This is a genomic window from Kocuria sp. CPCC 205235 (assembly GCF_040980905.1).
Taxonomy (GTDB): domain Bacteria; phylum Actinomycetota; class Actinomycetes; order Actinomycetales; family Micrococcaceae; genus Kocuria; species Kocuria carniphila.
Window position 1 is genome coordinate 77,424 of the sequence record NZ_JAVKPR010000011.1, and the last position, 19,580, is coordinate 97,003.

General features: G+C 63.9%; 21 protein-coding genes. 16 read left to right on the forward strand and 5 right to left on the reverse strand.

Annotation, left to right across the window (positions count from 1 at the left end):
• Positions 1-124 precede the first annotated feature (124 nt).
• The 4 genes from RF638_RS09480 (at position 125) to RF638_RS09495 (ending at position 6,938) form a co-directional block, all read left to right on the forward strand.
• On the forward strand, positions 125-1,213 hold the full coding sequence (locus tag RF638_RS09480) for a maleylacetate reductase (RefSeq protein WP_368841913.1): 1,089 nt from the start codon (positions 125-127) through the stop codon (positions 1,211-1,213).
• Positions 1,213-2,505 (forward strand): D-serine ammonia-lyase, encoded by a 1,293-nt coding sequence (locus RF638_RS09485; protein WP_368841881.1) that lies wholly within the window; start codon positions 1,213-1,215, stop codon positions 2,503-2,505. The genes RF638_RS09480 and RF638_RS09485 overlap by 1 nt, the downstream gene beginning before the upstream one ends.
• Before the next feature lie 113 nt (positions 2,506-2,618).
• The gene (locus RF638_RS09490) at positions 2,619-3,278 is read left to right on the forward strand and encodes a TetR/AcrR family transcriptional regulator (protein ID WP_368841882.1); all 660 of its coding nucleotides are present in this window, start codon (positions 2,619-2,621) and stop codon (positions 3,276-3,278) included.
• 102 nt (positions 3,279-3,380) lie between these two features.
• Positions 3,381-6,938, forward strand: a complete 3,558-nt coding sequence (locus tag RF638_RS09495) for an MMPL family transporter (protein ID WP_368841883.1) — start codon at positions 3,381-3,383, stop codon at positions 6,936-6,938.
• 169 nt (positions 6,939-7,107) lie between these two features.
• Here RF638_RS09495 and RF638_RS09500 read toward each other — a convergent pair whose 3' ends face one another.
• Positions 7,108-7,677, reverse strand: coding sequence for a YqaA family protein (locus tag RF638_RS09500; protein WP_368841885.1), 570 nt, complete (start codon positions 7,675-7,677; stop codon positions 7,108-7,110).
• A 145-nt stretch (positions 7,678-7,822) separates the two neighbouring features.
• Between RF638_RS09500 and RF638_RS09505 the strand changes: the two genes are divergently transcribed.
• The 4 genes from RF638_RS09505 (at position 7,823) to RF638_RS09520 (ending at position 11,077) form a co-directional block, all read left to right on the forward strand.
• Positions 7,823-8,758, forward strand: a complete 936-nt coding sequence (locus RF638_RS09505) for a cation diffusion facilitator family transporter (RefSeq protein ID WP_368841914.1) — start codon at positions 7,823-7,825, stop codon at positions 8,756-8,758.
• 97 nt (positions 8,759-8,855) lie between these two features.
• Positions 8,856-9,539, forward strand: coding sequence for a CDP-alcohol phosphatidyltransferase family protein (locus tag RF638_RS09510; RefSeq protein WP_368841886.1), 684 nt, complete (start codon positions 8,856-8,858; stop codon positions 9,537-9,539).
• A 23-nt stretch (positions 9,540-9,562) separates the two neighbouring features.
• Positions 9,563-10,561, forward strand: coding sequence for a phosphatidate cytidylyltransferase (locus RF638_RS09515; RefSeq protein WP_368841887.1), 999 nt, complete (start codon positions 9,563-9,565; stop codon positions 10,559-10,561).
• A 96-nt stretch (positions 10,562-10,657) separates the two neighbouring features.
• On the forward strand, positions 10,658-11,077 hold the full coding sequence (locus RF638_RS09520; RefSeq protein ID WP_368841888.1) for a ChaB family protein: 420 nt from the start codon (positions 10,658-10,660) through the stop codon (positions 11,075-11,077).
• Here RF638_RS09520 and RF638_RS09525 read toward each other — a convergent pair.
• Positions 11,074-11,553, reverse strand: coding sequence for a GNAT family N-acetyltransferase (locus RF638_RS09525; RefSeq protein ID WP_368841889.1), 480 nt, complete (start codon positions 11,551-11,553; stop codon positions 11,074-11,076). The genes RF638_RS09520 and RF638_RS09525 overlap by 4 nt on opposite strands.
• Positions 11,554-11,615: 62 nt before the next feature.
• Here RF638_RS09525 and RF638_RS09530 point away from each other — a divergent pair, with 62 nt between their 5' ends.
• The 7 genes from RF638_RS09530 to RF638_RS09560 all read left to right on the forward strand — a co-directional run bounded on the left by RF638_RS09530 (position 11,616) and on the right by RF638_RS09560 (position 15,685).
• On the forward strand, positions 11,616-12,578 hold the full coding sequence (locus tag RF638_RS09530; protein WP_368841890.1) for a 1-phosphofructokinase family hexose kinase: 963 nt from the start codon (positions 11,616-11,618) through the stop codon (positions 12,576-12,578).
• 48 nt (positions 12,579-12,626) lie between these two features.
• Complete coding sequence (gene surE, locus RF638_RS09535; protein ID WP_016997961.1) at positions 12,627-13,475, forward strand: 5'/3'-nucleotidase SurE; 849 nt, start codon at positions 12,627-12,629, stop codon at positions 13,473-13,475.
• 101 nt (positions 13,476-13,576) lie between these two features.
• A complete protein-coding gene (locus RF638_RS09540) occupies positions 13,577-14,116 on the forward strand; it encodes a hypothetical protein (RefSeq protein ID WP_223286579.1) in 540 nt (179 codons plus the stop codon).
• Between the two features lie 208 nt (positions 14,117-14,324).
• Positions 14,325-14,861 (forward strand): hypothetical protein, encoded by a 537-nt coding sequence (locus tag RF638_RS09545; protein ID WP_368841891.1) that lies wholly within the window; start codon positions 14,325-14,327, stop codon positions 14,859-14,861.
• Positions 14,858-15,178: a hypothetical protein gene (locus tag RF638_RS09550; protein WP_368841892.1), complete on the forward strand. Its 321-nt coding sequence runs from the start codon at positions 14,858-14,860 to the stop codon at positions 15,176-15,178. Before RF638_RS09545 ends, RF638_RS09550 begins: the two co-directional genes overlap by 4 nt.
• Positions 15,175-15,369 (forward strand): hypothetical protein, encoded by a 195-nt coding sequence (locus RF638_RS09555; protein ID WP_368841893.1) that lies wholly within the window; start codon positions 15,175-15,177, stop codon positions 15,367-15,369. The genes RF638_RS09550 and RF638_RS09555 overlap by 4 nt, the downstream gene beginning before the upstream one ends.
• A 10-nt stretch (positions 15,370-15,379) precedes the next feature.
• Positions 15,380-15,685 (forward strand): hypothetical protein, encoded by a 306-nt coding sequence (locus RF638_RS09560; RefSeq protein WP_368841894.1) that lies wholly within the window; start codon positions 15,380-15,382, stop codon positions 15,683-15,685.
• A 65-nt stretch (positions 15,686-15,750) separates the two neighbouring features.
• On the opposite strand, the gene RF638_RS09565 is transcribed toward RF638_RS09560, so the two are convergent.
• Positions 15,751-16,269, reverse strand: coding sequence for an NUDIX domain-containing protein (locus RF638_RS09565; protein ID WP_368841915.1), 519 nt, complete (start codon positions 16,267-16,269; stop codon positions 15,751-15,753).
• Position 16,270: 1 nt separating this feature from the next.
• On the opposite strand from RF638_RS09565, the gene RF638_RS09570 reads away from it, so the two are divergent.
• The gene (locus RF638_RS09570; RefSeq protein WP_368841916.1) at positions 16,271-17,275 is read left to right on the forward strand and encodes a nitronate monooxygenase; all 1,005 of its coding nucleotides are present in this window, start codon (positions 16,271-16,273) and stop codon (positions 17,273-17,275) included.
• 108 nt (positions 17,276-17,383) lie between these two features.
• Here the strand turns inward: RF638_RS09570 and RF638_RS09575 are convergent, their stop codons facing one another.
• Together RF638_RS09575 and RF638_RS09580 are read right to left on the reverse strand one after the other, a co-directional pair.
• A complete protein-coding gene (locus tag RF638_RS09575) occupies positions 17,384-18,223 on the reverse strand; it encodes an IS5 family transposase (protein WP_368841895.1) in 840 nt (279 codons plus the stop codon).
• Between the two features lie 100 nt (positions 18,224-18,323).
• Complete coding sequence (locus tag RF638_RS09580) at positions 18,324-19,538, reverse strand: class I SAM-dependent DNA methyltransferase (protein WP_368841896.1); 1,215 nt, start codon at positions 19,536-19,538, stop codon at positions 18,324-18,326.
• Positions 19,539-19,580: the final 42 nt, after the last annotated feature.

Here is a 19,580-nt window from a genome sequence, read left to right on the forward strand (position 1 = left end):
AATGGCTCTGGGGTCGACTCGGCGCACCTGACAGACTGGAGCCAACCAGTCTTCGTGCGTAGAGAGCGGGATGTTCGTGAGTGATCAACGGTCCAATCAGACCAAGCCCGGTGACAATCAGCCCATGGTGTTCGAGCACAGCACCGCCGCCCAGCGGGTGTTGTTTGGCTCCGACAAGGCCGGTGAATTCCTCACAGCCGAACTCGGGCGGCTGGGCAGCACGCGTCCCATGATCATCACGGGTGGATCCGCAGAACGGGCCGCCCGGGAGATCACCGCCCGTCTCGAGCCCGGCCTGTGGTGGGACGAGGTGGTCCAACACGTCCCGGTGGAGCTCGCGGAGAAGGCGCGTGCGGTGGCGTCGGAGGCTAAGGTCGACGCGCTGGTGACCGTGGGCGGCGGCTCGACCATCGGTCTGGGGAAGGCCGTCGCGCTCACGTCCGGTCTGCCGCTGATCGCTGTGCCCACGACCTACGCCGGCTCCGAGGCGACCGACACATGGGGCCTGACCGAGAACCGCACCAAGACCACCGGCCTGGATCCCAAGGTCCTGCCGGTCACCGTGATTTACGACGCCGCTCTCTCACGTTCCCTGCCGGTGGGCCTGTCGGTCGCGTCCGGCCTGAACGGGCTGGCGCACTGCGTGGATTCGCTGTGGGCGCCCAAGGCGGATCCGATCAATCGGACGTTCGCGCTCGAAGGCGCTCGCGCCCTGACGATGGCCCTGCGAGGTATCACCGCCGATCCGGATGATCTGCGCGCTCGCGAGATGGCGCTGTACGGCTGCTACCTCGCGGCGTTGTCCTTCGCATCCGCCGGCTCCGGAATGCATCACAAGATCGCGCACGTGCTGGGCGGAACGTTCAACCTTCCGCATGCGCAGGTCCACGCGACCGTTTTGCCTTACGTTCTGGCGTTCAATGCGCCCGCGGTGCCGGAGGTTTCGTCCCGGTTGGCCGATGCACTGGGCTCCGAGTCCAGCGACGCGACCGCGGCCCTGAATTCCCTGTACCGCGAGATCGATGCGCCCCGGGCGCTCGCGGACATCGGTTTCACCGAGGATGACATAGCGGAGGCGGCGGAACGGTCCCTCAAAGCCATCCCCGACACCAATCCGACCACTCCGACCGAGGAGAACCTCACGGCGTTGCTGCGTGCGGCGTTGAACGGCGACGATCCGGCCACCGTGACCGCGGCGGTGCAGCAGGCGTGATGGCGGCGCGCGGAAACCTACGGGACGATCCGTTCCTCGCCCGGCTGGCGGATCAAGAGCCGTCCGCGTGGTTCAATCCGGCCGTGACCACCACGGCGGAGGGACTGGCCGCATCGGAGTTGTCACCGTCGATCGTGGACGACGCCGCCGCGAGACTCGATCGGTTTGCTCCGTGGATCGCCCAGGCGTTTCCCGAGACGGCGGGGGCGCAAGGGGTCGTTGAATCCCCGTTGGATGCCGCGTTGGGCATGCAACGAGAATTGAACCTGGCTGCGGGACAGTTGCTGCTCAAACGCGACGACATCCTGCCCGTCAGCGGATCCATCAAGGCCCGCGGGGGAGTGCACGAGGTTCTCGAGTACGCGGAGTCACTGGCAAACGAAGCGGGGTTGCTACCGTCCACGGACTACCGAGCATTCAGCTCCGAACCTTTCCGCGAGCTCATAGCTCAGCATCGTGTGGTCGTGGGCTCCACGGGAAACCTGGGCCTGTCCATCGGGATTACGGCCGCCGCGCTCGGGCTGCGAGCCACCGTGCACATGTCCACGCACGCGCAAGCGTGGAAGGAGGAACTCCTCCGCAGTTTGGGTGTTGAAGTGGTAGAGCACAGCACCGATTACACCGCGGCAGTGGAGGCGGGACGGACAGCGGCGCAGGCTGACCCGGCCACCCATTTCGTGGATGACGAGCACTCGGTCAGCCTGTTCGCCGGATATGCCGTGGCGGGCCGACGGCTCGCGCGCCAGCTGACCGATCAGGGCATCACCGTGGATGAGGACCACCCGCTGTTCGTTGATCTTCCGTGCGGGATCGGCGGTGCCCCGGGTGGGGTGGCCTACGGCCTCAAGCTGGAATTCGGAGATTCGGTCCACTGTGTCTTCGCCGAACCGACAGCAGCGCCTTGCATGATGTTGGGTGTCTACACCGGGCTCCACGACGAGATTTCCGTGGCAGAACTCGGCCTGGACACCCACACCGTGGCAGACGGGCTGGCAGTGGGGCGACCCTCCGGATTTGTGGGGCGGCACATGCAAGGCCTCATTGATGGGTACTACACCGTGACCGATCCACGCCTGAAAGCACTGGTCAAAGCGCTATATGCGACAGAGGGCATATTAGTCGAACCCTCCGCTGCCGCAAGTTTGGAGGGCTCACAGTGGATCGCCTCCAATGCGCGGTATCTCCAGCGAATGAACCTCACTGACCAACACCTCCAGAACGCCACTCACATTGCCTGGCTGACCGGAGGCGACATGGTTCCGGACGAGATTCAACGGGGTTATCTGTCCTGATCGCGGCCAGGCCAGTGGGCAGGGAACATCACCAGCATTCCTTTATAAGTCTGCTTGCTCACACTCAGGCCCAGAAGGTGCACAGAGTGCAACAAGTGCCCTACTGTTGACATGTGAACTTTTCATGCCGGGGGGAGGCCCCCAAAGACAAGCGGGGTGCCCTCAAGTGGCACAACCGGCGAGCCATCGTGATGGCCGCCGGTGAGCTCGCTGATCTCCATGGCATTCAGAGGTTCTCGGTGGACGATCTGGCCGAGAAGGCGGGCGTTCCCCGCCGCACGATTTTCAATCACTTCTCGTCTGCGGAAGATGCCGGGTACGAGTACCTGTCGGAACTCGTCTCGCATCTCATCGGGGAAGTTCTCGCGGAACTTCCGGATCCTTCCGAGCAGAGTGAACCGACGCTGGGGCGGGTCTACCAGGATCTCTGCGCGGCCATGCGAGTCCACAGCCTGGTGGAGGCCCTGCGGCCGTTGCTGCTTCAAGCGACAGAGGTCAAAGAATCACCGGCGGCCGCGCTCTGGAGTTTCCGCGTGACCAATGCGGCCACCGAAGAGTTGGAGCGGGTGCTGCAGGAGAGACTCCCGGAGCGCAGCAAGCTCGAACTGCAGTTGGTGGCTACCTCCATCATCAATTCCATGGCCGTGTGCATGGACGCGTGGCTTCTGCGAACTGGCGGGGGACTGAATGATGAAACCCGCCGCGAGTGGGATCAACTCCTCACCGAGGCCCTGGACATTCTGGGCCGTGGCTTCAGAACCTCACATACCTGACCTTTTGTCGACCCGCCCGCGCGAGCGGCGTCGTCGACGAGATCCGCGATTGCGGAACGTAACTGAACATGACCATCGCTACTAAAAAGTAGGAGATCTTTCGTGGCACGACTTCTCTATCGGCTGGGCATCGGCTCGGCCCGTCACGCGTGGGCGGTGATTGTTTCGTGGATCGCTGTACTGGCCATTTCCGTGGGTGCGGTGGCGTTCTCCGGCGTGCAGCTGTCCAACGCGATCACCATCCCGGGCACCGAGACCCAGCAGCTCGCCGACCGCCTGCAGGATGAACTGCCCGAGGCCAATCAGGGCACCGGCCGCATGATCTTCTACACCGAGGACGACTCGGAGTTCACGGAAGAACAGCGGCAGGGCATTGCTGACGCCGTGGCTTCGACCGAGGGCATCGACCAGGTGGACAGCGCCACCAACCCGTTCGAGGCGCAGGCCCAGCTCGACGATGGCCGCCAGCAGCTGATCGACGGACGCGAACAGTTGGAGGAGGGCCAGCAGGCCATCCAGCAGCTGCAGCAGAACCTGCCCCCGGGCGCCAACGCGGATCAAATCCTGGAGCAGCGCGGCATCAATCCGCAGCAGATCCAGGAGCAGCAGGATCAGCTGGAATCCGGTGAGCAGGCCATGGAGCGCATGGGTGATTACCGCGTGGTTTCCGAGGACGGCAACTCCGCCATCTCGGTCGTGAACTTCACCGTGGACCAGACCTCCGTGAGCGCGGACGCCAAGGAAGCCGTGATGAACGCCGTGAAGGACCACCCGGTCGACGGCGTGGGGGTGGACTTCTCACAGGAGCTCTCCCAGGACATCTCGGCGCTGTTGGGCCCCGCGGAAATCGTGGGCGTGGTGATCGCCGCCATCGTGCTGCTGGTCATGCTGCGCGCCTTGGTGCCGGCGATCCTTCCGGTGCTGACCGCGCTGATCGGCGTGGGCATCTCCACCACTGCCACACTCGCGTTCTCCGGCGTGATCGACATGATGTCCGTGACCCCCATGCTCGGTGTGATGCTGGGTCTGGCCGTGGGTATCGACTACTCGCTGTTCGTGCTCAACCGCCACCGCCAGCAGTTGCGCCGCGGCATGGAGGTCAAGGAATCCATCGGCATGGCCGTGGGCACCTCCGGTACCGCCGTGTTCTTCGCGGCCCTGACCGTGATTGTTGCACTGGTGGCGTTGAACATCACCGGCATTCCGTTCCTGGGCCTCATGGGTACCGTGGCCGGCGTGGCGGTTCTGGTAGCACTGCTGATCACCCTCACCCTGACCCCCGCTTTGCTCTCGCTGGCCGGGCGCAAGGCACTGCCCCGAAAGCAGCGCAACGCAGCTCCGAACGAACAGCACATTGACGAGCACGACGTCCCGTTCCACTTGCGCCACCCCTGGATCACCTCGCTGCTGAGCGTGGGCGTGCTGGTCATCCTGGCGCTGCCTGCTCAGGACATGCGCCTGGGGTTGCCGGACGCTTCCACCGAAGCCGTGGACAGCACGTCCTACCAGGCCTACCAGCGCATCGCGGAAGACTTTGGCGCCGGCGAGAACGGCCCGCTCGTGGCCGTGGTCGATATGCCCGAGGGCCTCAGTGATGACGAGGCGACCGAGAAGATCAATCTCGTCTCCGACCGCATCGCTGAACAGGACGACGTGGCCAACGTGTTGCCCGGCGTGACCACCGATGACAACCGCACCGGCGTGATCCAGGTGATCCCGGGATCCGGTCCCGCGGATGCTGCCACCGAGGAGCTCGTCAACAACCTGCGCGAACTCAACGGCGACGCATTGAACGGCGAGGACGTCCAGATCGGCGTGGCCGGCACCACCGCAGCCAACATCGACGTCTCCCAGCTGCTCGACGAGAAGCTCCCGCTCTACCTGGGCGTGGTCATCATCATCTCGCTGCTCCTGCTGCTCATGGTCTTCCGCTCCATCGTGGTTCCGGTCATCGCTTCCCTGGGCTTCCTGCTCTCAGTCCTCGCGTCGCTGGGTGCCGTGGTTGCGGTTTACCAGTGGGGTTGGGGCGGCGACCTGATGGGCGTGCACGATCCCGGGCCCATCCTGAGCTTCCTGCCCACCCTGATGATCGGCATCCTGTTCGGCCTGGCCATGGACTACCAGCTGTTCCTCGGCTCGGGCATGCGCGAGGCCTACGTCCACGGCCACCCCGCGCGCCAGGCCGTGGTGCACGGATTCAAGGCGGGCCGCGCAGTGGTCACGGCCGCGGCGATCATCATGATCTCCGTGTTCGCGGGCTTCATCTTCGCCCACCTCTCCATGATCAAGCCCATTGGTTTCGCACTGGCCATCGGTGTCTTGTTGGACGCGTTCGTGGTCCGCATGTTCATGATCCCGGCCGTCATGCGCATCATGGGCGAAAAGGTCTGGTGGCTGCCGCGCTGGCTGGACAAGATCCTGCCCCGCGTGGACGTTGAGGGCGAGTCCCTGGTGCGTGCCGGTGCTACCGCCGGAGCCACCGGTGGTGCGGCTTCCGCAGTTGCCTCCGGTTCGGATTCTGGCTCCCGCTCCGATCACGACGACGCCGCTCCCACCTCGGATCGCGACATCACCGTGAACGATCGCTCGGCTCAGTCCACCGCACCCGTGGCGGCAGGTGCTACGACCGTGGCGGCCGGTGCGGCTGCCATGGGCGCTGCGTCGGGAACGACCGCCGAGTCCACCCCCGCGAGGGAAGTTGCGGCGGGGAACTCCGCGAGCGGCGTCGTCCCCGTGAAGGCCATGGCGCACTCGGAGGTGACCCTCCGTCAGGCGGATCCGGCGCTCAAGGCGACCGACGCGGTTCTGCCGTTGCTGCCGAGCCTGCCCGAGGAAGAGGACAGCGCGCGGGAGGAGCTGAGCAAGGACAAGCCCGAGGCTGCCCCGCACCGCTCCATGCATGAGCGTGTGAACTTCCGGAAGGTGGTTGTGGCCGGCCGGCCCGTGCTGGTGGCCGAGCCTAAGTCTCGTGCGTGGGGCGCGGTGGCTCCGGTGATCGTGTACTGGCACGGTGGTGGCTATGTGAGTCCCATGGTGCGCACGCACTGGCGCTTCCTGGACGAGCTCATCAAGCGCACCGGTGCCACGGTTGTGGTGCCCAGCTATGCACTGGCCCCCGTGCACACCGTGGACGAAGTTCAGCCGCTCGTGGACGGAACGCTGGAACTGGCCCGCTCCATGGGATCACGCGTGTACTTCATGGGTGATTCTTCCGGTGGCGGTCTGGCGCTGGCTCAGGCGCAGCGCCTGCGTGATCAGGGTGCGGCATCGTTGGCCGGCTTGGTGCTCATTGCGCCGTGGGTCGATGCAACCCTGGTCAACCCGGCGATTGCCGTGTACGAGTCCAAGGACAAGATGCTCAGCGTCAAGAAGCTGCGTGTTTCGGGCCGCTGGTGGGCCGGTGAGAGGGATGCTCGCGATCCGCTGGTCAGCCCCGCGTACGGCACGTTCGAGGGCTTGCCGCGCACGTTGGTGACCCAGGGTGACCATGACATCCTCTACCCGGACACCATGAACACGGTGGCGGAACTGCAGCTCGCGGGCGTGGACACCACCGCGATCGTGACTGAGGATGCTCCGCACACCCACTCGCTGATGGTGTGGACTCCCACGGCCCGCAAGGACGTGGAGGACATCGCTCGCTGGATCCTGGAGCGCTAGCGGCGTCCCACTCACAGTGAAGACCATCTGAAAACGACTGACGGCACGGTAACTCCGGTTACCGTGCCGTCAGTCGTTGTGCAATGGTTCGGGTCGCTCCGACGCCGCCGCCGCTCGGCCGGGCTTTCGGATCCCGCAGGTCCCGATATCCAGACGAGCCCGGCCAGCCCTAGCGGCCCACGTTCTTGAAGAACCACGTATAGAAACCGATCCACCCCGCGGCGAAGATACTCCACCGGACCCATTCCGGCGCGCTCGGCATGAGTTTTCGGCTGAGCCCACCCAAGCTGCCGATCTCCGCTGTCACCAGAATGAACCGCGGCGCCCGCGCCGGAACGGACCACAGCAGGAAGCGCGGCAGCGGGCGGCCCAATAAGCCATTGGTCCGGGCGTAGATCTTGTACGGTGTGCCCCGCAACGGCCCGGTGAGCAAGGCCTTGTACCCCTTGGCGGAGTAGTCGGATTCGACCCGTCGGACCATGGTGGGGGAGACCGCGGGTAAGGCGGCCAACGCCCGTGCGGATCGTCCTCCACCGGTCTTGGCTCCCCACGCATGAGTGACCGCGCCGCCCAGCACGGCGCCCGCTGTGGCAGAGGCAACGCACTTCAGCCCGCGCCTCGGACTCTTCATGGCCAGGGCGGACAACCAGACATCCGGGACGATGAAGAAGGCGGTGGCCTCCGCGAAACCCCAGACGGCTGCCACGGCGTGATCTCTACCTTTAGTGGAACGGCTCATGTGTCCTCCTGGTGCCTTGGCGCGCGTGCGGTCGTTTTGGTCTTTGGCTCGGCGCACCGTAATGTTCACTGTAGGAGGGGTTCGCCCTGCCGTACCGTTATCAACTGGATCGGACAGGTCAGCCGGAAGGGGAGTCAGCATGGGGATGGGTCACGACCACGGGCATTCCCATGTACCCCACGCCGCGGAACGGGGCATGCGGCGTCGGCTGGTCATCGCGTTCGGTATCACCGCCGTCATTGTGATCGCGCAGGCCGTGGGTAGCGTGCTCACGGGAAGTCTGGCGCTGCTCACGGACACCGCCCATGCCGCGGCGGATGCCTCGGGTCTGTTGGTCGCCGTGATCGCCGCAACCATGATGCTGCGTCCGCCCAGCGGCAGACGCACCTGGGGTTTTGCCCGGATCGAAGTCATTGCTGCTCTCGGGCAGGCCGTCCTGCTCCTGGTGGTAGGCACCTACGCAGCCATTGAGGGCATCCGGCGGCTCTTCGAACCCAGTGACATCCCCTCGGTCGAGCTGTTGATTTTCGGTGTCATCGGCTTGGTCGCCAATATCGCGGCAATGGCCGTGCTGGCCTCCTCCCGGGATTCGAATTTCAACATGCGGGCGGCCTTCCTCGAGGTCCTCAATGACGCCCTCGGCTCCATGGGCGTGATCATCGCAGCGATCGTCATCCACACCACCAGTTTCCAGCGCGCGGACACCATTGCTGGTTTGTTCATTGCCGCGTTGATCCTGCCCCGCGCATTCCGTCTGCTGCGCGAAACCATGGGAGTGCTCATGGAGTTCACGCCCAAGGGCGTGGACATGGACGAGGTGCGTGAACACATCATGGAACTGGAACACGTGCGCGATGTTCACGACATGCACGCGTCCACAATCGGTACTGGCCTGCCGGTGCTGTCCGCGCACGTGGTGGTCGAGGACCGGTGCTTCGAATCCGGGCACGCCCCCGAGATCCTGGAGACTGTGCTCGATTGCGTACGGGAGCATTTCCCGGTCTCCTTCGACCACGCCACTATCCAGTTGGAAACTGCCGCGCTCCGGGACAAGGAGTCCCCGGACATGCGCCACGCGTAGCGCGTCGCAATCCACGGGCGGCTACCCGGGTCCGCGCGGGTCGCGGTGGAGTGTGCCAAGGTGGCATCAAGCAATCCGCGCACCTTCGAGGAGATCTATGGGCTCCAGCAGTAATTCCCCCAGCGCGCCAGACCCCCTGCGCCGTCCCATTCCACAGCGCACCACCGGCTGGGCCACGCGCATTGCGTCCGCTCTGCAGCGGGCGGGTCTGAAACCCAATCACATTTCCGTGGCCTCGGTCGGCTTCGCGCTCCTGGGTTGCCTGTGCCTGGTGCTTTCCGTGCATTTCGACGACGCCGCTCGCCTCCTCCTGCTCATCGTCGCCGCCGTGACCATCCCGTTGCGCCTCGTGTGCAACATGTTCGACGGGATGTTGGCGGTGGAGGGCGGACTGAAAACCCCTACCGGCGAACTGTTCAATGAAGTGCCGGACCGGATCTCGGACCTGGCCCTTCTTGCGGGAGCCGGGTATGCGGCGTCGGCAATGGACGGTGGCGTGACCCTGGGCTGGCTCGCGGGAAGTCTCGCCGTGCTGACCGCCTACGTGCGCACGCTGGGAGTAAGCGCCGGAGCGGGGCAGTTCTTCGGCGGGATCATGGCCAAGCAGCAGCGGATGTGGACGCTCATGATAGGAATCCTGGCAACCATGATCGAACCGCTGCTCAACCTACCGCGCGGCTGGATGTTGTTCGTGACGCTGATCCTCATTGCCGCGGCCTCCGCGCTCACCGTTGCCACCAGGCTCCGATGGATTTCTCGCGAACTCAGGAAACAAAGCTGAAACTCAGGAAACGAGGCTGAGCCATGACCGAGATCGGGCTGATCGGTCCGCAGTCGATTCGACTGCTCATCGGCGTTGGGGTGTTCCTGGTGGTGGCCACTCTGGTCGCAGAGATCATGTTTCGACGCACCACCAAAGAGGGGCTGCGGAACACCCTGTTCAATGTCCGGCAACGAATTTTTGCCTGGTGGATCATGGTGGGAGTGCTTGCGGTGAGCTTGGCGCTCGGGGAAACCGTGATGCTCGTACTGTTCATGCTGCTATCGCTCGTGGCACTGCGGGAGTTCATGGCGCTGGTGCCGGCCGGTGAGAAGGACGGCCGCGCGCTGATCTGGATCATGGTCGTGCTGACTCCACTGCACTACTGGTTCGTGTGGGAACACTGGTACGGGATGTTCGCCATCTTCATCCCGGTGTACGCGTTCCTGTTCCTGCCCGTGCTGTTGGCGCTGTCCGGCCGGACGGATCATTTTCTGCATCGTGCGGCCCTGAGTCAGTGGGGGCTCATGGTGTGCGTGTACGCGCTGAGTCACCTGCCTGCAATCCTTCAGTTGCCGGTGGCGTTCAACCAGGGCAAGTCCGCAGCGGACGGATCTCCCCTGGGTTCCGGCGGCGTGGAAGGCGGTGCGCTGCTGCTGTTCGTGTGCGTGGTGGTGCAGGGCTCGGACGTGCTGCAGTACCTGTGGGGTAAGACGTTGGGTCGCCACAAGATCGCTCCGAACGTGAGCCCCAACAAGACGTGGGAAGGCTTCATCGGGGGCGTGCTTTCTGCGACTGCATTGGGTGCTGCACTGTGGTGGCTAACCCCGTTCACGCCGTGGCAGGCCGCGCTGTTGTCGCTGATTGCATGCCTCATGGGTTTCGTGGGCGGCCTGGTGATGAGCAGCCTCAAACGCGACCGCGGTATCAAGGACTTCGGCGCGATCATCCCCGGCCACGGCGGCATCCTGGACCGCACGGACTCCCTGATTTTCGCCGCGCCGGTGTTCTTCCACCTGACGCGGTTCTTCTTCAGCGGTTGATTGACGACGCCGCTCGGCCGCCTTCCGAGCGGCACAGGCCGCGCGTAAAATCGACAGCACACTACCTATTAAGTGTCTCGCGAGAGGAAGCGGATCATGCCCAAGTCCAAGAAGAATGGCCGTGCGATTCAGGATGAAATTCCGTCCACTCTGCAGCGCTCGGATGAGAAGGCCCAGGACACGTTCGCCCAAACCTACGACTCCGCCAAGGACGAGTACGACAGCTCATCGCGCGCTGCACGCACCGCGTGGTCTGCGGTGAAGCACACCCACGAGAAGGTGGGGGATCACTGGGAACCCAAGGACGAAAACGGGCCCTCGGACGACCGTGCCGAAAAAGGTGGCCTGAACAAGGAAGACACCGCGGGCGGCGTCGACGCCAATGCCAGCAAGGATCACCTGTACGAGATCGCCCAGGAACTCGACATCGAAGGCCGCTCGGACATGACCAAGGACGAGTTGGTCGACGCCATCGACAAGGCCAACCAGAAAGAAACTAAGGAGTCCCGGAGCTAGAGTTCGCGCGCCAGGAAAACGGTGGCCGTGGTGTTCTCGTGGAAGGGCTCCACGGGTTCGTAGCCGCGTTTGCGGAACATGGCGATGCCCTCCGTCATCTCCTCATTGAGAGAGACGACCGCGGTGTGGGCACCCAGGGCGCGTACCTTGTTCTCCAGCGAACGGACGAGTGTGCGAGCGTGTCCCTTGCCGCGGTGATCAGGGGTGACCCAGATCCGGCGGAGCTCCACGGTGGAGTCATCAAGTTTGCGCACGGCACCACACGCAATGACCTCTCCGGAGATCAATTCAGTCATGAGGAAGAAGTCGCCGCGGGGCGGTGTGACCTGTTCCGGTGAGGTGCTCTCCGTGAGATCTGGGTCGAAACCGCCGTCAATTCGATGATTGAGCTCGCTGAAGTACGCGGTCAGCACTTTCTGCGTGTGATCGCTGGCGGCTTGGCCCTCCAGGATGCGTACGGGCGCGGTGGCGTTCATTCCACCATGGTGACACCGATGCCTACTGTTCACCAGGGCCTAACTCGTAGTAGTTTTCGGCCATGACTCCCACGTCCACCGGGAACAAGCCCCGCGTATCGATTTTGGTTCCCACCCCGCTATTGGTGGTGGAGATGACCGAGCCCGCTGCTTATCGCAACCGCAGCGACCATGAGTCGGATGTCCATCTCCATCCGGGCGGTCAGGGCCTGTGGGTCGCCCGCATGGCCGGTTCTTTGGGAGCCGAAATCTCCATCAATGGCCCGTTCGGCGGGGAACTGGGTTCACTGATCCGGACCATGCTGGACGGTATGGGCATGCAGGTCAACGCGGTGCGTTACAACTACGGCAACGGCGGTTACGTCTACGATCTGCGCGGTGAGGACCGGGAGACCCAGGCCCACATGCCGCCGCCGGAGCTGTCCCGCCACGAGTTGGATGATTTGTACGGCACGGCCTTTGTGGACGCTCTGGCCTCCGATGTCCTGGTGGTCACGGGTGCGGAGCCGGCCGATGTGGTCCCGTCATCGTTCTTTCGAAGGCTCATTCGTGATACACGGGATGCCGGCACTCCCGTGGTTGCGGATCTGAGTGGGAAGCCTGCCCTGGCCAGTGTCGACGCCGGCGTAGATGTCCTCAAGATCAGCCACGAGGAAATCATGGACCTCGAGATCGTGGAGGACGAGACCGCCGAGTCTCTCACCGAGGCTGGCAAGATGTTGCTGGAACGCGGGGCGGGCGCCGTCGTCATCTCGCGAGCGAAAGATCCGGCCCTGTTGGTCGAGAACGATTCGGTGCGAGAGGTGTCCGCGCCGTCGATCACGCCGCTGGACCACCGAGGTGCGGGAGACTCGATGACTGCGGGAATTTCGGTGGGTCTCGCGCGCGGACTCGATCTCGTCGATGCCGTGGCGCTGGGCGCATCCGCTGGAGCGCTCAATGTGGCGCGGCGTGGGTTGGGCACGGGAAATCGCACGACGATCGAGAAGTTCGCCCGCCAGATCACCATTCGAAAACTGTCCTAAACGCGCTCGGCCCTGGTGACCGGGCGAGCGGCGTGGAAGCATGGGGCCATGCGCATCCTTGTGACCAACGATGACGGCATTGCTTCCCCGGGACTCGCGGTGCTCGCCCAAGCGGCGCTGGACCGAGGCCACGAGGTCAAGGTCGCCGCGCCCGCCGAGGAGTATTCGGGTGCCAGCGCGTCCCTGTCCGGCGAGGAGATCGACGGCAAGATCGCGCTCGTGGATGCCGATCCGCCCAACATGCCGGAGGGCGTGGAATGTGTGGGTGTGAAGGCGGCCCCGGCGCTGATCGCTTTCTTGGCTTCTTACGGGGCGTTCGGTGCGGTGCCGGACATGGTGCTGTCCGGCGTCAACCTGGGTGCGAACACGGGTAAGGCCACGTTGCATTCGGGCACGGTAGGCGCGGCGTTGACGGCCGCTTCGCACGGGATTCCCGGGATCGCGGTCTCGATCACCTCAGGCCAGCCGCAGCATTGGGAGACGGCACTACTGGTCACCAAGTTCGCTCTGGAGCGTTGGGAGACTCGGGAATTCGACGGCAGAATCTTGAACATCAACGTTCCCGACGTCGCCCCCGAACGTCTCCGGGGCCTCAAGCCTGCCGAATTGGCCTCCTTCGGCGCGGTGCAGGCGCAGATCGATCGGGGCGACGACACACACATTGCAGTGACGTACAGCGCCGAGACCGGACGCGAGGAGCCGAACAGCGATCACTACCTGCTGACCCACGGCTGGGCCACAGCCACTCTGCTGCATGCACCGGTGAACGATACGAACGGGCAGCTGCGGACCATTGATTTGGAAGAACTGGGGATTACCCCGAGCTCATCGCCGGATGCCGCGGAATCGCAGGGTGATATCGATGTCGACGCCGCCACGGTGATGCGGAAAACCTAGCCCCGATTGTCCAGAACTGGCCATATGGCCATTGAACGGGCCGGTTAGGGATGAAACGGTGGAATGCCTAGAACGTGACGAGTCACGAGAAGGTGTTTCAGATGTCGACCGCAGTGCCAGAACAGCGAAACGTCCCGAAGCTCACTGATGAGCAAGTTATCGAGCTGGACTGGTGGTATCCACATACGGTGGGGCGAGCAGTCGCGTATGCAGCGTGGACTTACTTTGTTGCGGTAGGTGCAGTCACGGCAATTGAATTGCAATTTTCCCTGCTTCGAGACGGTCTGAACTATTGGAGCATCATTCCTGCTGCTCTAGCCGGCGCTGCAGGCCTGTACTTGTCACGGGGCAATCGTCGTGAGAAGTACCGCGACCATCTGGCTAAGCGGAAGCTTAAGTGGGGCAGTCAAAGCCAAGAGAGTGGGTCTAGATCTCCAGAGTCGGTAACACCCACCTGGAGGTTGGTGGCTTACGCGATATCCATAGGGTTCGCCCTGTTCGGTTTTCTCAGTCTCATGAGCCACTTGGGCGCCTTCGGCCCGCTGAACTGGTTTATCTTCGCCATGTGCTTCATACCAGTGGCACTACTGGTGTGGTTCTTGTACTTGGGTAAAGGCACCAATATTGAGGGCCGCCAGTGAACGGTTTGTTCTACCAGAGTGGCTCGGTCAGTGGTCGAGCGGAACGGGCTGGGCCAGTTGGGCCATCACGCTCTCGGGTGTCACCGCTGTGGGTCTGGTGGCCTATCGCGTAGGAAAGAAAACTGGCCATTTGGCTAGTTGAAGTGGCTGGTCAGACATGCAACGGTGGAATGCCCAGAACGTGACGAGTCACGAGAAGGTGTTTCAGATGTCAACCGCAGTGCCAGAACAGAGAAGTGTCCCAGTGCTCAGCGATGAGCAGGTCATTGAGCTGGACTGGTGGTATCCGTGGACGGCGGGTCGAGCGATTGCATACGCGGCATGGGTGTACTTCTTCACGCTGGGTGTCTTCGCTCTAGTCGAGTTGTTCTCGTCTGGGTTTCAGGCGGGCTCGATCTTCTTCGTCGCCATCGGGCCTGCAGTGGGTAGTGCCATCGGCGGAATACTCGGGAGAGGCACCCGTCGGCAGAAAATAAGAGTCCGCCACGAAAAGAAGGTGCTGAAGGCGGAAGCCAGGGGACAAGCGGTATCCGATCAACCATTTCCTCTGCCCCCATCGAACCTGTATGTGGTCGGGTTCGCAGTGTCCATTGCGATTGCGCTGTTCGGACTTCTCAACCTCATCACCCACGGCGGGCTCTTCGAGGCCACTACGGGTTTCACCCTGACGATGTGTTTCGTAATGGCGGCTATCCAGACCTGGGTTATGTACACGGGCGATGAAATTCCGAAGGAGAGTGCGTGATGGCTACTGACACAGTTAAAACGCCCATGAGCGAAACGGATGAGAAATCCAGGACCGCGATCATTCAGGCGGCGGATCCGTACTTTCCGCATACATTTTGGCGGGCGGTGCTGCTAGCAGTGACTCTGGCGCTCATCATGCTCGGATTTGCGACAGCCATTTCCGTTGTTTTTGATGTCGGAACAGTCAGCCTGTTTCACGTTGTGTCGTTTTTCGTGCAAGGCGCGGTTGTGGCGTCCATCGGGTATTTCGGCCGCGGGGTTCGCATCCGAAATCTTGAGACTCAAGGGAGAATCCCTAAGGAGGAGAACCTGTGAGCGGTTTTTTCAATGTCACGACCATCCCCCGAGCGATCTTCGCCGGGTTCAGCCTTACGTTCTTCACTCTGGGCGTCACGTTGCTCTACCGCCTGATCGTGGGGGATGCTGAGCGGGCGACCCTCAACACTCTGGCGTACTGCGCTTTTGGCGGGGCTTATCGCCGGTCTTACGGGGTATCTCTTCCGTGATCAGCAAATTATGTCTCTCAAGGCGCAAGGCCGTCTTGACCCGGATTCCGACGGTTCCGAGTTACCCATTGGTGGGTCGCCCTCGACCGTCCCCAAGCTGCTGGTCTACATCCTTCTGATGACCTTCGTCGTCCAGGGGATCGTTGCGTTGCTGTCCCTGGTCGGGTTGTGGTGGTCAGGAGGAGCGGACTGGGGCAACTGGTTCATCACTCTCGTCGTTGTCACGACGATCGGCTTGATGACCTACTTCAGGGCAAGGCGGGACCGCGCCGAGATGACACTAACGAGTCACTCGCCGTCCAACGGCCCAGCTTGAACCCAACGCACTCATGGACGAGGCGCGCTCTTCGCCCCGTGACGTAGGAAAGTCCTTCCGGACTACTAAAGCTCTCGGACTGCCGGAATCGCATACCAGCGAGCCAGGGGAGCGAGATCCTCGACATCCTCCACTCCGTTGACCGGCTGCCAGCGCAGTTCGGCGATTTCACGTGCCGGTACGGGGGCCTTGGTCAGAAGAGTGAGTCCCCTGAACACGTGACTGTGCAGGCCGTGGCCGGGTTCGTTCGCGGCATCGGTCATCCATTCGCCCACGGGAACCAGGTCCTCTGGGGCCAGCTTTAGGCCCAGTTCCTCTTCCACCTCACGGATAGCTGTGTCGAGGGGAGTCTCGCCGACCTCGGGTTTTCCACCGGGGAACATGAACATCCCGGTGTTGCGCTTGCGCACGGTCAGCACGTCGCCGTTCGCGCGGCGCAGCACCACCCCGGTCACCTTGATGACGGGACGATCAGCGGTAAGGCCGGGTGCGGCGTCGTCGGAAGTAACTGATGGCGTACGAGAACGGTCGGTGGCAGGGTTGGATTCAGACACCCGACCATCATAGGGAGACACCGTGACCACCATGCTCGACACCCTCTGCCTCCCGCTCATCCAGGCTCCCATGGCGGGTGGGCCGTCCAACGCGGCGCTCGCGGTGGCGGTGTCTCAGGCCGGCGGGCTGGGCATGCTCGCCGCCGGTTACAAGACGGTCGAGGCGATGGCCGCCGAGATCGACGACGTCCGCGCTGGCACACTGAACTTTGGCGTGAACCTGTTCGTCCCCGAAGCGGACCCCTCTGATCCCGAGGCACTCGACGCGTACGCCACCGCGCTCGCCCCCATGGCCGCTGAGCTGGGCATCGAGGCGCCCGAGCCAGGCCCGTTCAACGATGATCAGTACCCCGCCAAGGTTGATTACCTCGTGGCCAACCCGGTCCCGCTCGTTTCGTTCACGTTCGGTCTGCCCACCGCCGACGACGTCGCTCGCTTGCGGTCCGTGGGCACCGAGATAGTCCTCAACGCAACGGATCCTGAGGAGATCAGCGCTGCCGATGCCCTGCATCCGGACGCGATCGTCGTTCAGGGAGCTGAGGCGGGCGGACACCGGGCCACTCATGGACAAGCCAAGGAACCGTCCGAAAGCAGTACCCACGAACTGGTGAGTCTGGCGCGTGAGTACACGGACAGGCACGTGATCGCGGCCGGGGGAGTGACCAGCCCGGAGATCGCGCAGAACCTTCTCGGAGCAGGCGCTTCCGCAGTTCAAGTGGGAACCCTGTTCCTCACCGCCGATGAAGCCGGCACCAAGGACGCGCACAAGGACGCGCTGGTCAACGGCCAGTACCGGGACACCGTGGTGACCCGGGCGTTCTCGGGTCGTGCGGCGCGAGCACTGAGCAACCGGTTCACTGAACGCATGGCCGCGAATCAAGTGGTCGGGTACCCGCAAGTGCACTACATGACGGCACCGTTGCGAGCGGCGTCGGCGGATAATCCGGAAGGTTTGAACCTGTGGGCGGGTTCGGGATTTGGGGCCTGTCAGGCACGGCCCGCGGCGGAGATCGTCGCGGAGTTCCGTAGCCTGTAGCGGGAAATCTCTCCGTGAAAAAGCCCGCCGAGTCGTGTGCATACGACTCGGCGGGCTTTCGTCATCCTGGGGCGAGGCGGGTTACTTCTTAGAGGTTCCGCCGGTAGGTCAGGGTCGTCGGGCCGGTCGAGTGTCCCAACGGTGGCGGGTCCAGGCCTCGCGGATCAGCCGCCGGGTGATGATGATGGCGTTGGCCAGTCCGATGAACGCCTCGATCACCCGGGTGCGTTTCTCGGTGCAGATCGCCAGCTTCTGGAACCCTCTGTTGTGCCAGGAGTTGGTGCGTTCCACCACCCAGCGGGCAGTGTTCTGGATCGGGGCCGGGATGCCCTTGGTGACGATCTCGCCTTCGCAGCCCAGCTCCTCGAGCAGCTCACGGGTGGCCCTCGAGTCGTAGCCGGCGTCCAGGTGCACCGTGATCCGCTCCGGCAGATCGAAGCCAAACCGGGACAGCGTCTCCAGGGTCGGGCGCAGCAGCGGGGAGTCGTGGCGATTGGCCGGTGCGACCACCGTTCCCAGCGGGATCCCGGTGCCCTCGACGAGCACCGAGCGTTTGGTTCCCTGTTTCCCGCGGTCCACCGGGGATCTCCCGGCGGCCTCGCCACCGCACGGGGCCTTGGTGATACACCCGTCCACCGCCAAGTTCCCCAGCTCGAGTCCGACCATCTTGTCGTAGGCGTGAAGGCAGAACTGTTCAAGGGCGGTGAAGATCTCCGCGGCGATCCACTCATCGCGTCGGCGTCTGATGGTGGTGGCCGAGCAGATGGTGTCGGCGACCTTCTCGTAGGCGGCCCCGAGGACGAGGACCTGCACCAGCTTGTCGAACACCACCCGGTCCGGGATGCGTGGCCGGTGGCAACCCAACGGATGCTCGTCCGCCACAGCAGGGATCAACACCTGGAACTGGTCCCAGATGGGCTCGATGATGCACGATGGAACAGCAGGCACGAGTGCTCCTGACAGACATGATGATTCTCGACAAATCCGTGTCTACCAGGCCTCGTGCCTGTCTCATGCCACAGCCGTTCCACGCCTATCGGCGGAACCTCTAAGTCAAAAACAGGTCCGGGGCCTCCAGCAGGGGGGTGCGCCACCACGGGGTGCGGGCCCGGCACTTATAGGCCTGATCCACCCTGGCGGCCTCCCCGGCGGCGATCTTCACCTTCGCCGCCGCCGACGGGTTGATCCCGGGGCGGAACAGGTAGGTGGCCGAGCCGTTCTGGGTGAGTTTCTTTAACCGGGCCGGGGTCAGGGCCAGTTGGCGCAGGTGGCTGGAGCCCGGTGGGGAGATCCGCACCACCTCCTCGCGTCCCAGGCCGAGCTCGGTGACCTCCTCGGCGGTCATGGTGAAGTACCGGTTCCCGCCGGTGACCGCTCCGAGGCTGGTCTTGCCCCACATCCGTAGCTCGGTGAAGGCGGGGGAGTCGGCTACGGTGTGGAACAGGGCGCTGGCGATGGGGGAGACCATCGCGGCCGTCCACTTCTCCCCGGTGCTGGTCGGCACCCAGGTGGCCGGGGTCCCGAGGTGGGCCAAATCCGCGGCGTTGTGCGCGTGGAAGAGCTGGAACCGGTCGGTGGGGCCCTGGGCCCAGCCGCTGGCCAGCAGCAGCACGACCTCTTCCTGGACCGTGGGGAAGACCCGTTCGGAGAACAGCACCAAGTCCACCTTGGCGAAGTTCTCCATCAGGAAGGACCGGACCGGGGCGGCATAGTTGGTTGAGAGCAGCTCCGCCGGCAGCACCAGCCCCAGCTTCCCGCCCTCGCGCAGGAACGCGGTGGAGTGGGCCACGAACGCAGCCCAGGAGGAGGCGAGCTCGGACAGCTGAACCCCGGCGGCTGCGGCTGCGGCTCGGGAGGCGGCCCGGGAGGCCCCGGCGTGGGCCTGGTAGCGGATGTAGGGGGGATTGCCGATCACCGCATCAAAGCGCGGGGAAGCCGGCACTTCGAAGAAGTCCGAGACCTCCAGATGGGCCTGCACCCCGTGATCGGCCAGGAACTCTCCGGCGAAAGTGGCCGAGGACTCGTGCAGCTCCACCCCGACTAGCTCCACCGCCTTACCCACCGCCTGGGCGCGGGTGGCGGCGGAGAGCAGGAACGCGGCCTCACCGGCGGCCGGCTCCAGGACCGCCTCGGTGGTCTCGTCGATGGCCCACTGGGTGATGAAGTCCACGATCGCACCCGGGGTGAAAAACGCACCTCGGGCTTTGCGGAGATCGACGGTGTCCCCGTCACGCAGTACATCAAGAGCCACAGCTTCGGTCATCCCACTATCCTAGGGCGCCCCTCTGTCACACTAGGGCAGGTG

Coding starts and splice junctions, on each gene's coding strand:
- RF638_RS09570 (WP_368841916.1), top strand. CDS start 16,271: ATGCTCGACACCCTCTGCCTCCCGCTCATCCAGGCTCCCATGGCGGGT.
- RF638_RS09540 (WP_223286579.1), top strand. CDS start 13,577: ATGTCGACCGCAGTGCCAGAACAGCGAAACGTCCCGAAGCTCACTGAT.
- surE (WP_016997961.1), top strand. CDS start 12,627: ATGCGCATCCTTGTGACCAACGATGACGGCATTGCTTCCCCGGGACTC.
- RF638_RS09500 (WP_368841885.1), bottom strand. CDS start 7,677: ATGAGCCGTTCCACTAAAGGTAGAGATCACGCCGTGGCAGCCGTCTGG.
- RF638_RS09510 (WP_368841886.1), top strand. CDS start 8,856: ATGGGCTCCAGCAGTAATTCCCCCAGCGCGCCAGACCCCCTGCGCCGT.
- RF638_RS09505 (WP_368841914.1), top strand. CDS start 7,823: ATGGGTCACGACCACGGGCATTCCCATGTACCCCACGCCGCGGAACGG.
- RF638_RS09580 (WP_368841896.1), bottom strand. CDS start 19,538: ATGACCGAAGCTGTGGCTCTTGATGTACTGCGTGACGGGGACACCGTC.
- RF638_RS09525 (WP_368841889.1), bottom strand. CDS start 11,553: ATGAACGCCACCGCGCCCGTACGCATCCTGGAGGGCCAAGCCGCCAGC.
- RF638_RS09480 (WP_368841913.1), top strand. CDS start 125: ATGGTGTTCGAGCACAGCACCGCCGCCCAGCGGGTGTTGTTTGGCTCC.
- RF638_RS09530 (WP_368841890.1), top strand. CDS start 11,616: ATGACTCCCACGTCCACCGGGAACAAGCCCCGCGTATCGATTTTGGTT.
- RF638_RS09515 (WP_368841887.1), top strand. CDS start 9,563: ATGACCGAGATCGGGCTGATCGGTCCGCAGTCGATTCGACTGCTCATC.
- RF638_RS09545 (WP_368841891.1), top strand. CDS start 14,325: ATGTCAACCGCAGTGCCAGAACAGAGAAGTGTCCCAGTGCTCAGCGAT.
- RF638_RS09560 (WP_368841894.1), top strand. CDS start 15,380: ATGTCTCTCAAGGCGCAAGGCCGTCTTGACCCGGATTCCGACGGTTCC.
- RF638_RS09485 (WP_368841881.1), top strand. CDS start 1,213: ATGGCGGCGCGCGGAAACCTACGGGACGATCCGTTCCTCGCCCGGCTG.
- RF638_RS09520 (WP_368841888.1), top strand. CDS start 10,658: ATGCCCAAGTCCAAGAAGAATGGCCGTGCGATTCAGGATGAAATTCCG.